Source organism: Intrasporangium sp. (assembly GCF_030452765.1).
In the GTDB taxonomy this organism is placed as follows: domain Bacteria; phylum Actinomycetota; class Actinomycetes; order Actinomycetales; family Dermatophilaceae; genus Intrasporangium_A.
The window spans coordinates 1-10,620 of the sequence record NZ_JAKDLO010000152.1 but is presented as its reverse complement, the minus strand read 5'-3'; the positions used below and the strand labels follow the sequence as shown (position 1 = coordinate 10,620).

Below are 10,620 nucleotides of genomic sequence, written 5' to 3'. Positions count from 1 at the left end.
CATCGACGCCCCCGGGTCTGGAATCGCACCGAGCGAGGACCTGTTCAGGCGTGACCCTCACGCGTCATCGAGAACGAGAGGCCCAGTCCTCGAGGGCGCGGCGGGCGGTGGCCACGAGGGCTTGGTCGGTGGTGTAGTGGCTCACTCCCGCGCTGCCCTGCTCATCGGCGACACCGAGGGGCACGCCTCCGGTGAGGTGCGCCAGGACCGGGCGCTTCGCCGACAGATGGATCGCGTGCACACCAACGGCAGCCAGGGCCGGGAGGTCCTCGATGCGGACCCCGCCGCCCGCCATCACCTGGACCGGCCCAGCCACGTCGAGCAATCGAGCCAGGGTGGCCGCCCCGTCCGCCGCATTCGCTGCGCCACCGGAGGACAGCACCCGGTCGATGCCCAGACCGGCCAGCTCGGCCACCAGGCCCACGGGATCGGTGGCGTGGTCGACGGCCCGGTGGAAGGTGATCTCGGTGTCCTCGCGTACCGTGCGGGCCGCGGTCACCAGGCGAGAGACCGCCTCCCCGTCCAACCCACCCTCCGCGGTGAGCGCGCCGACGACAACCCCCCTCGCACCGGCATCGAGCACAGTGACGGCCTCCCGGACCATCAGGGCCACCTCGTCCCCGTCGTAGGTGAAGCCGCCCGGGCGGCACCGGATCAGCACGTGCACCGGGATGCCGGTGTCCACCGCCTGCTCGACCAGCGCCTGGGAGGGCGTCAGGCCGCCGAGCTCCAAGCCGGCACACAGCTCGACCCTGTCCGCTCCGCCGACGCGCGCGGCTCCGGCCCCGGATGGGCTAGCGACGGCGATCTCCAGGGCGGGCCGGGTCAGCACGCAGCCACCTCGCCGAGCGGCAGGTCGGAGGCGGGGATGAACCTCACGCAGGTTGCCTCCCAGAGGTCCCTGCCCAATGCCGCGAGCCAGTCGTCTGGGCAGAACCGAACCGCACCTCGCTCGGTGGCCCACTTCTTGGCCAAGGTCGTCGTGCCGCTTCCCGGCAGCCCGCACCCGATGATCAGCCGCCCTCGTGAGGGGGCCGGGTCGGGGCCTCTCGCCATGCCGGGGTCTCTCCCGCTCGACTTCGTGGCTGGCATGCCTCAAGGATGCCGGTTCCACCACGGATGATCCCAGCGCCGACAGACTCACCCCCACCGTGACGCGAGCCGCATGTACGTGCCCGGCGCAAGCGCCCGCATGACCATCGGCACCCGCAGCCAGCGGGGCACGACCACGAGATCGCGGTCCTGCCGCACCCCCTCGACCAGACGCCGCGCGACCAGCTCGGCCGAGACCGGCCTCGGGAAGCGCCGGTGATAGGCCGCACCGCGCCGCTCGAAGAACGGGGTGTCGACGACCCCGGGGATGACGACGGTCACCCGCACCCCTCGCGCGCGGACCTCGGAGGCCAGCCCAGCGGCATACGTCATGATGGCGGCCTTGCTTGCCGCGTAAGTGGATTCGTGGGCCACACCGAGCGCACCTGCGATGGACCCGACGAAGACCAGGTGCCCGCTGCCGCGTCCGAACATCGCGGGCAGGACGGCTGCGGTCAGCTCGATCGGGGCGCGCGCGTTCGTCTCGATCAGGCCCGCGAACCCGTCCGCCTGCCCGTCCGCCCAGGCCTCACCGACCAGACCCACCCCGGCGTTGTGCACGAGGACGTCCGGCGGGTCGTCCCGCAGCCGGCAGGCCAGGTCGCGCCGCGCCGCAGCGTCCGTGAGGTCCACCCGCACCGCCTCCCCGCCCGTCTGAGCGGCGACCGCCCGGAGTCGCTCGGCGTTCCTGCCCACCACATCGACCCGCGCCCCCTCGCTCGCGAGGCGACGGGCGGTCGCCGCCCCGATGCCCGACGAGCCCCCGGTGACAACGGCATACGCGCCCGCGAGGTGGGTCATGTCGTCTCCCGGTCGCTGCTCTCGCGGATAGCCAGGGCCATGAGGTTGGCGCGATGGGTCAGGATGACGATCCCCCCGGTCATGAGGATGAGCAGGAGCACCTGCCCGGTGACGGCTGCGGGGCCTTCGGTGAGCCGGTCGCCGAACCACGCCACCCCGAGCCCGATCGACACCATGGGGTCACCGACCGTGATGATGCCGACGGCGACCGAGCCGACGACCCCCTCCTGGAAGGCGTTCTGGTTGAGCAGGAAGCCGAGGGGCCCCACGACGGCGATGGCGTACAGCTGCCAGTGCGTGAACAACCCGCCCACCCCGTCGTAGGGCTGTGTCACGAGGGACCGGACGAGCCCGGCGGTGACGCCGTAGAACACGGCGGTCGCGATGGCGAACGGGATGGACCTGTTCTCCGAGTGGGTGCGGGCCGCCACGGCAAGGCAGATCACGACCACGCCGGCCAGGGCGATGCTGAGGGGCAGGACCGCGACTCCGCTGATGTTCGACGTGCCTGCCGTCGGCGAGGCCACCACGAGGAACCCGCTCAGCCCGGCGAGCGCGAGCAACGCGCCCAGGACGAGCTTCGGGTCGACCGGCCGGTCCAGGAACAGGGTGCCCCACAGCAGGTAGAAGAGCACGCCGGTCACGAGGATCGGCTGGACCACCGGCAGTGGCGCCGCGTGCAGGGCGAGGATCTGCAGCCCGAAGCCGAGCGCCGCGCAGATGACCCCATACCGGAAACCGGGGATGCGGACCAGCTGGACGAGCAGGCCGACGCGCAGCGGAACCCGTTCGGGGACAGAGCGGGCAGCTTGGTGCTGGAGCACACCGGCGGCGCCGAAGAAGGCCGCGGCCACGAGGGCCGCCGGGGCTCCGACGAGCCACGTCGAGCTCATCGCAGGACCTCGAGCTCGGCCTCCCGCACCGTGTCCGCGACAGCGCGACTCGTGGCCGCCCGGCTGATGCCGCTGGCCCGCAGCGCGTCGTCGACGACGATGCCGAAGCCGACCGTCCCGCCCTGCACGATGGCCCCTGCCGTGACGGGAATCCCCTCGGCGAGCGGCACCACCGGACAGAGCGAGCCGACCCTCGCTCCTGCGAACCAGCGGTCGCCGTGAGCGGCGGGCATGTACGACACGATCGTGGAGAAGAACCGGCTCGTGTAGATGGTTCGAGCGACGATGGGTAGCACCGGCGCGGGCAGGCGCGCGAGCAGCTCCATCGCGACGAAGGCCCCTTGGGGCTCACCGCGCCGGGCTCGGGCGCGAAGCTGTCCTATGACCTCCTCGAGCCGTCGCCGGAAGCTCATCGGCCCGAGGGGCAGGTCGACCGTCACGGCCGCGGTCCAGTTGCCGAAGACGCGGTCGAGGCGCGGTGCCCGGCGCGCCACGGGGACCATGGCGCGCAGCGGGAGCGTCCCGTCGACGAGCCCAGCGTCCGTCAGGGTCCGGGCCAGCGCGTGCGCGACCACGGCGATGACGACCTCGTGCGCGCGGCACCCGCTAGCTGAGGCGATGGCCCTGATGCGCGCCTCATCGACCGTGGCCGTCGCGATGAGCCGCCGCGACGACTGCGCGGAGTCGACGACGGCCCATCGCCCGATGCTGCGCGCGGCGAGACTGCCGAGGCCCTCGGCGACGAGGCGCCCCTGCCGCAGGCCATGTCGTATGCCGCTGCGCCCGCTCCCGTGCGCCGCTCCCCCAGGTGCGGGGCGCCGTTCCTCGAGCGGATCCCCGGGTGCGGGGTCGAGCAGGCGGTCGAGCAGCCCGATCAGCGAGATCCCGTCGCCGAGCACGTGGTGGGTCTTCACGAGCAGGACCGTGCGCGCCTCGTCGGGCGACTGGACGAGCCGGACCCCCCACGGGAACCCGTCCGATGGGAGCGACTCGGACCAGTAGTCGTCGCACGCGGCGTCCGCGCCGTGGCTCGCCTCGACGGCGGTGATGTGGGTGGTGAGGTCGGCCGCGCCGGACATGTCCCACCCGAGCCGGGCAGACCCCACGAGACGACGGCGCAGGATGGGCAGCCCGGCGACCCGCGGGCCGATCGTGGCGCGCACGTCCTCGACCGTGAGGCCCGCCGCCGCCGTGTGGTCGAGCTCGAGGATGCCGCCGACCTCCTGGACGCGCTGCGGCGTGTCGGCGTGCAGGAAGAACGCATCCGAGGGGCGCACCCGCCAGGTGCGGCGGCCTCGGCCCGACGGGTGCGAGCCGGCCACCCGCCGCAGGCTGTCCCCGCTCGAGCCTCGCCCGGCCAGCTCACCGGCCCGTTCCCCCATCTCGTGCAGCGCCCCCCTGCCCCGGACCGCGGCGCGGATGTACGCGTCGAGCTGGTCCTCGTCGGTGCAGAGCTCGGCCAGACCCGCCACGACGAGCAGGTTCGCGTTCGCCTCGCCGTGGGCGGCGATGGGGCGGAACATCACGAGCGGGCGGCCCGAGGCGATGGCCTCGAGCGCGATGGCTCCGCCGGCGTTGCTCACGACGATGTCCGAGGCCCGCACGAGCACCGGCATCTCGTCGGTCCACCCGAGCACCTTGAGCCGGTGGGCTGGCACCCCCAAGCCTTCCAGCCGGGTCCTCGTCTCGTCGTTGCGGCCGCAGGCGGCCACGACCTGGACGCGCTCGGAGGCCCCGAGCAGGGTGCCGACGGTCTGTGCGACGTCCCCGAAGGCGTAGGCACCGCACGACACGAGGGTCACGAGGGCGTCGGGCGCGAGGCCGAGACGGCCTCGGGCCTCTGCCCGGGACCCGGGGTGGAAGGCGGCCTGGACCGGCAGCGCGCACACCTCGACGACGGCCTCCGGGTCGCAGGCCCGGGCCAAGGTCACCGCCGCGTCGTGGACCACGAAGTTGACGCCGAGGCTGCCGTGGATCCAGAAGGGGTGCGGGGCGATGTCCGAGACGTAGGCGGCTGTCGGCTGCTGCAGGCCGCGGTGCCGGTGCAGCCAAGCCAGGCCGGCGCTGCCGAGCGGGTAGGTCGAGACGATCAGGTCCGGGTCGAACCGGTCGATCCGGTCGATGAGGCGGCGTCCGCTCCAGCTGCCGGTGAAGCGCTTGGAGGCCGCGGCGAACCACGTGTGTCGCCACAGCTGGGCGTAGAAGAACTCGTAGAGCCACGGGGTGTGCTCGACGTTGTCGACGTAGATGCGCCGAAAGAGCCGCCCGATGCCTGGGCCCATGACGTCGAGTGTGTCGAGCCGCTGGATCTCGACGCCGGGCCAGACCCCCGCCGCCGCCTGTTCGAGTGCGGCCGCGGTCGCCTCGTGCCCTCCGCCCATGTCGGCCGACAGCACGAGCAGGCGTTGTGGTCCCCCGGAACTGCGACCTGCGGTCATGACCATCGCCTGCACCACCGTTGCACCTGGACGTCCCCTCCAGCGTAACGCCGGGCCCTTGGACCTCTCTTACCCGGGATCACGCCGAGGGCGCGATGTACTCGTGCTGCAGGCCGGTCACCCTCGCGATGTGATCGAAGTCGTGGTCGGCGGCCAGCACGGTCGCGTCGTTCGCGATGGCGCAGCCGGCGATGAGGATGTCCAGCGAGCCCGCAGCGCGAACGAGGCCCGAGCTCCACAGGGCGCTCTGGACGTCGAGCACCAGCGACTCGTCGGGTGCGTGCTCGAGCGGGAACCCGAGGGAGATCCGCTCCCGACAGCGCGCAGGCTCCTCGGGCGTCCGGGCGCGGTGGCAGAACTCCAGCACCTGTGGCGGGCAGGTCACGAAGAGGTCGGCCGGAGCGAGCTCGATGCACCGCAGCCGGGCGGTGATGCCCGGGTCGCCGCTGACGAGCCCGGCCCAGACGGAGTCGTCGACCAGGTAGTCGGTCACGAGGCCTGGGGCGTGGCCGGAGAGACCACCGGCGCGCCGAGCTCCGTCGGGAGATCGGTCAGCTCGGTGCTGCCGTCGATCATCGCGCCCTTCTGCTTCGAGGCGATGAGCCGGCGCAGCGCGAGGTCATTACATACAAGGTGCACCTTTGATGCGCCGAGCTGCGGCAGTCGTTACCGAGTCGCGTAGAAGGCAACCGCGGACGAGGCCGCGACGTTCAGCGAGTCGACGCCGCCGGCCATGGGGATCTTGACCCGCACGTCGAGCATCGGCTCGGTCTTGGCCGACAAACCGTGACCCTCGGTGCCGAAGACCAGTGCCAGCTTCGGATGCTCCTGCGCGGCCAGCTCGTCAAGAGGGATGGAGTCCTCTCCCAGCGTCATGCCCGCCACGAGGTAACCTGCCGCCTTCAACAGCTCGATGCTGGCGGGCCAGGGATCGATCCGCGTCCAAGGCACCTGGAAGACGGTCCCCATCGAGACCCGGATCGAGCGGCGGTACAGCGGATCGGCACACCGCGGTGTCACCAGCACCGCGTCGACGCCGAGCGCCGCGGCCGACCGGAAGGCGGCACCGACGTTGTGCGGTGCTGATAGCCGCTCTGCGTGCCGCAAAGCGGCTTCGCACATGAGCTTGGCCCATGAAGCTGTCGTCGCTCGCGCCTGGCCCGCGTCACAACCGGCCAGTCCGGCAACCCACTGCCGCGCCGCACGACTCTCGTGTCCAACAAGTATTCAGCCACTCTGCGGCCCATAGCCTGTAACCAGCTCCGCGCGATCTCTGCGCGGCCCCCCCTAATTGCTCGATCCTAGGTAGGCGACCTTGGCGCTCATCGGTCTGGTCCGCGTCAGCTGCGACACTGTCGACGCATCGCGCCAGCACGCTCTCCTCGATCCCTTGTGCGATGACGTCTTCGAAGAGCGCGCCAATCGCAGACTCGTCATCGACAATCGCCCAGGGCTCCGCGCAGCGCTCGAGGCCCTGGGTCCCAACGATGCCCTCGCCATCGAGCACGTCGGCATACTCGGCCCGAAGCACGCTACCTCCCACATCGTCCTGGCCCGCCTCCACGACCGCGGCGTACGGCTGCGGATCCTCACCGGGTATGCCAGTAGCGCTCCCCTGCACGAGACGGTCGAGTACGGTCGCGCGCTCGACTGTTCGCGACGTTTGGTACGGAGACTTTCTATCCAGGAGGGCCACGGTGAGGCACGCACCCGGGGCGCACTGATCGGGCGACCGAGCGTGGTCGACGACGCCGCGCGCCAACACATCATGATGCGCCGGGCGCGTGGCGAGTCACTCCGGGCGATCGCCACGGCCATCGGCGTGTCCCGCGGGACCGTCGCGAACGTTGCTGAGGCGCGAACAGCTGCTCCCGAGTCGCTACCAACAGGCCTTTGACCAGGCGTTGATGGAAGGGGCCGGAGCGGCGGGCGGCGAAAGGGTTGAGCGAAATCTGCACACTCGATCCGGTCGCACCTCGATCCACTCCCAGAGGGCGCACTCAAAGATCACATCGTTGCCAACGTCGACTCCGTCAAGCTGAACACCAGCCCGAGGATGGTCAAGACCACTGGCGCAGTGCGGCGGTAGCCTGCCATCACGATCTCGCAGATGGCGTGGGGCAAAAGCAGAACCCCGGCCGTGTGATCTGCTCTCCGAGGAGAGCTACAGGGACGGTTCCGGGGTGTTCGACATCAACACTACATGGCAGGCGGGGATGTGGCCAATATGGGCGACTGGGCCTTCTACGAGCAGCACTTCGCGCACGCGCGCCTCCAGCACTACCTGGCGCGCACCAGCGGGGACGCGGCGGCGGCGATGGAGCTCTACCGCTGGAACGTCGCCGTCTCCGGTGCCTTCTGGCAATCCCTGGCCTACTTCGAGGTGGCGCTGCGCAACAGGCTCGACGATCGCATGACACTGCGGCACACCGCCCGTGGGCGTTCGGGCCACTGGGTCTTCGACGACGCTCGGGAACTGGGTCGTGACGCGAACGGCCCGGGAAGGCATCGGCAGCCGTACAAGGACATCGACCGGGCCAAGCAGCGAGTGCGTGACAACCGGAAGACGATGAGCGCCGGCCAGATCATCTCCGAGGTCTCGTTCGGGTTCTGGCACCAGATGGTCTCGCGCCGCCAGATGGCACTCTGGCCCGATCTCGCCGACGCCTTCTTTCATGCGCCGAACCGTGCGCAGCCCACGGTCCAGCAGCCCGTCGAGCGGCTGCGCGAGTTCAGGAATCGGAACGGCCACCATCACCGCGTCTGGTCGGAGGACGTCCAGGGGCGCTATGACGACCTGCTGGGTGTGGCCGGCTTCATCGACCCGGACCTTCGGATCTTCATCGATCGGCACAGCCTGGTGCCACGTCTGATCGCGGCGTGCCCCTGATCCGACGTCGTGGTCGCGTCATCTCGTCGTGTAGAAGGCGACCGCGGATGACGCGGCCACGTTGATCGAGTCGCCCCCCATCATCAGGATCTTGACCCGCACATCCACCGTCGCCGAGGTCCGTTTCGACAGCCCTCCCCCTCGGTGCCGAAGACGAGCGACAACCTCGGGTGATCCTGTGCGGACAACTCGTGCAGGGTGATCGCATGGTCGGCAGGGTCATCCCGGCCACGACGTACCCAGCGTCCCTTAGCAGCTCGATCTAGGCACGTGGAGGTCTTCCAGATGGGCAGTGTCAGAACTTCCGTCCTCGGGGGACCTCGACACCTACCTAGGACCGACGCGCCGCCGACCCCTTCACCCTCATCTGTGAAGAGCCAGTAATGACCAGTTGTGCACGAGCTGCTCAAGCGGCAGTCTCCGCGGACGGTGACAAACTCGTCGATGGTCCATGCGTCAAGCGAGGCTCCGCCCTTGGCCAGCACAGTCTTGTCATCGGAGACCACCACCCAAGTGCGTCTGAACAACGACTCTTCGCAAGCTCCCTGACCGTTGAGAGCGCACGCGATAAAGAGGGGGTCGGCGTTGCCGGCACACAAACTGATCACGCGAGGTCATGGTCCCACTCCTCGTGTCCCAGAGGGGCATCGTTCAGCTCGTCACGACGGGCCCTCCAGTCAGGCAGGACTTGATCCATCAGCGACACGAACCTGTCTCCATGCCCGCGTTCGCGCAGGTGTGTCAATTCATGGACGACGATGTACTCGAGGCACCTCGGGTCCTTCTTCGCCAACTCCGGATTGAGCCAGATCGTTCGCGACGAGGTCACGCACGTCCCCCATTTAGTCTTCATCCGACGTACAACGACCTTCTCAGCCTGTACTCCGAGGATCGGCTGCCACTTCTGCAGCAGGACAGGCACAACAGCCTTCAATTCACGTCGGTACCAGCGGTCAAGGGCAGCGAGTCTCCCTGCAGCGTCAGTTCCACCAGGAGTGATCAACCAGAGCGTATTTCCTTTAGTTTCGACGCCATACGCACCGCTCGACTTCGAGACATCCAAGAGGTACCGCTGACCCCACACGTAGTGAGTCTCGCCCGAGACCATCTGGCGCGCGCTCTGCCGCTCTGCATTCAGGAGTTGCTGCCGCTGTCGCTTGATCCACGAGAAGCGCTGAACGATCGCAAGGCGAATCGTTTCTTCGGTCGTTCTGCGGGGTGCTGCTACGCGCACTCGCCCGACCGGAGGGTAAACGGAGATATGCATGTTCTTGATGTCCTTGAAGACGACATCTACCTCCAGTCCAGCGACTTTGAGGTTCTCGCTACCGGTATTCATCGTGATTCTTCAATAGTTCGATGAACTCGGCGAGACAGGCATCTTCGATGCCAGGAAGTTCCTTGCGAAGCTCACGAGCCAGAGCACGTTCCTTGAATTTTCCGGCTCCGCCGGAGGCCCAGCCATGCTCCTTGCTCACCTGGATTCGGTGATGCACGGCTTTATAGTCAACTGTGAGGTCCGCCGGTGACCACGCGAAGTCGATGATCGATCGGCGAGCCGGCGTGCTCGCCCATTCTGGGTACTCGTTGCCGCCGGGCACCTCACGGGTACCGACATCCTTCGCCAGTTCGATGAGCTGATGAAGATAGGTTGCGTAGTCCTCAGCCTCTTCGCGCTGCTTCTCGATGAGCGCATCCAGAAGTTCGGACATGTGGTCGTAGTACCGCGGGTTCATCGAGTGCTCGTCCACGATGGTCTTGCGGACGTTGTTGATGATCGTCTCTGCGGTCGCCGCGCTGCTGCCCCTGATCCCGGGGGGTAGCGAGTCGATGGCGTCGGAACCACGCTCGACGATCAGCTCGACCAGAGTCTTCTCCAGGTCCGCCACCTGCTCCACCGGGGTCGCGTGGATGTAGCTGTCGAGCAGCTGACGCATGCCAGCCTCGTACTGCTTCATGTCGATGTCTTCGCCCGCACCGACCTCGACCTCTCGCTTCGCAGCGCTGTAGTGGGCGACCTCGTCCTTGATCGAAGCCATCTCGGTCACCGAGTACCCCACGAACGCCACGTCGCTGGCCACCGCCGCAAAGGCTCGGACCAGGCTGGCCACGGACTTGTACAGAAGTACGCGCCTCGGCTCGTTCTCCTTGATCTGGTCGGCGTCGCCAGGTGTCGTTGCGACGAAGTAGTGCTGGTAGTCGAGCGTGTTCTTCGGCGGGGCGACAGGTTCGCACAGGGCGCGGACAGCGTCGAGAGCGTCCTCGAGATCCGTACGGTCCTGCTCGCTGCGATCGCTGACCAGGCCCTCAACATCGTCGTCGTCGTACTCCCCGAAGGCTTCCGAGGTGTAGTCGGTGACCGTCTTGTCGAGTGATTTGAACAAGTCGCGGTAGTCGACGATGTACCCGTACGTCTTGTCGTCCCCGTCGAGTCGGTTCACCCGGCAGATCGCCCAATGCCACGTAGCGTAATCGGTCGACCGGTGTCCGGCGTGTCGTGACGGGT

At 68.6% G+C, this 10,620-nt stretch carries 11 protein-coding genes and 1 pseudogene; 2 read left to right on the top strand and 10 right to left on the bottom strand.

The features are described from left to right. Positions 1 to 64 precede the first annotated feature (64 nt). The 8 genes from L0H79_RS16785 to L0H79_RS16750 all read right to left on the bottom strand — a co-directional run bounded on the left by L0H79_RS16785 (position 65) and on the right by L0H79_RS16750 (position 6,346). Positions 65 to 832, bottom strand: a complete 768-nt coding sequence (locus L0H79_RS16785) for a copper homeostasis protein CutC (RefSeq protein WP_301485796.1) — start codon at positions 830 to 832, stop codon at positions 65 to 67. Then, the gene (locus L0H79_RS16780; protein WP_301485795.1) at positions 826 to 1,092 is read right to left on the bottom strand and encodes a hypothetical protein; all 267 of its coding nucleotides are present in this window, start codon (positions 1,090 to 1,092) and stop codon (positions 826 to 828) included. The genes L0H79_RS16785 and L0H79_RS16780 overlap by 7 nt, the downstream gene beginning before the upstream one ends. Positions 1,093 to 1,140: 48 nt before the next feature. Beyond that, complete coding sequence (locus L0H79_RS16775) at positions 1,141 to 1,893, bottom strand: SDR family oxidoreductase (protein WP_301485794.1); 753 nt, start codon at positions 1,891 to 1,893, stop codon at positions 1,141 to 1,143. Further along, the gene (locus tag L0H79_RS16770) at positions 1,890 to 2,786 is read right to left on the bottom strand and encodes a DMT family transporter (protein ID WP_301485793.1); all 897 of its coding nucleotides are present in this window, start codon (positions 2,784 to 2,786) and stop codon (positions 1,890 to 1,892) included. Before L0H79_RS16770 ends, L0H79_RS16775 begins: the two co-directional genes overlap by 4 nt. Then, positions 2,783 to 5,242 (bottom strand): wax ester/triacylglycerol synthase domain-containing protein, encoded by a 2,460-nt coding sequence (locus tag L0H79_RS16765; RefSeq protein ID WP_301485792.1) that lies wholly within the window; start codon positions 5,240 to 5,242, stop codon positions 2,783 to 2,785. Before L0H79_RS16765 ends, L0H79_RS16770 begins: the two co-directional genes overlap by 4 nt. A 61-nt stretch (positions 5,243 to 5,303) precedes the next feature. Then, complete coding sequence (locus tag L0H79_RS16760) at positions 5,304 to 5,717, bottom strand: PIN domain-containing protein (protein WP_301485791.1); 414 nt, start codon at positions 5,715 to 5,717, stop codon at positions 5,304 to 5,306. Next, on the bottom strand, positions 5,714 to 5,863 hold the full coding sequence (locus tag L0H79_RS16755) for a hypothetical protein (RefSeq protein WP_301485790.1): 150 nt from the start codon (positions 5,861 to 5,863) through the stop codon (positions 5,714 to 5,716). Before L0H79_RS16755 ends, L0H79_RS16760 begins: the two co-directional genes overlap by 4 nt. Positions 5,864 to 5,890: 27 nt before the next feature. Next, positions 5,891 to 6,346 carry an RNA methyltransferase gene (locus tag L0H79_RS16750; RefSeq protein WP_301485789.1) on the bottom strand — a complete coding sequence of 152 codons (456 nt, stop codon included), beginning with the start codon at positions 6,344 to 6,346 and terminating at the stop codon, positions 5,891 to 5,893. A gap of 193 nt (positions 6,347 to 6,539) precedes the next feature. Between L0H79_RS16750 and L0H79_RS16745 the strand changes: the two genes are divergently transcribed. Together L0H79_RS16745 and L0H79_RS16740 are read left to right on the top strand one after the other, a co-directional pair. Beyond that, positions 6,540 to 7,121, top strand: coding sequence for a recombinase family protein (locus L0H79_RS16745; protein ID WP_301485788.1), 582 nt, complete (start codon positions 6,540 to 6,542; stop codon positions 7,119 to 7,121). A 306-nt stretch (positions 7,122 to 7,427) separates the two neighbouring features. Further along, positions 7,428 to 8,114 (top strand): Abi family protein, encoded by a 687-nt coding sequence (locus tag L0H79_RS16740; RefSeq protein ID WP_301485787.1) that lies wholly within the window; start codon positions 7,428 to 7,430, stop codon positions 8,112 to 8,114. Between the two features lie 604 nt (positions 8,115 to 8,718). On the opposite strand, the gene L0H79_RS16735 is transcribed toward L0H79_RS16740, so the two are convergent. Beyond that, complete coding sequence (locus tag L0H79_RS16735; RefSeq protein WP_301485786.1) at positions 8,719 to 9,453, bottom strand: M48 family metallopeptidase; 735 nt, start codon at positions 9,451 to 9,453, stop codon at positions 8,719 to 8,721. After that, positions 9,440 to 10,620: pseudogene (locus L0H79_RS16730) on the bottom strand (restriction endonuclease subunit R); the annotation flags it as partial. The gene L0H79_RS16735 and the pseudogene L0H79_RS16730, both read right to left, overlap by 14 nt.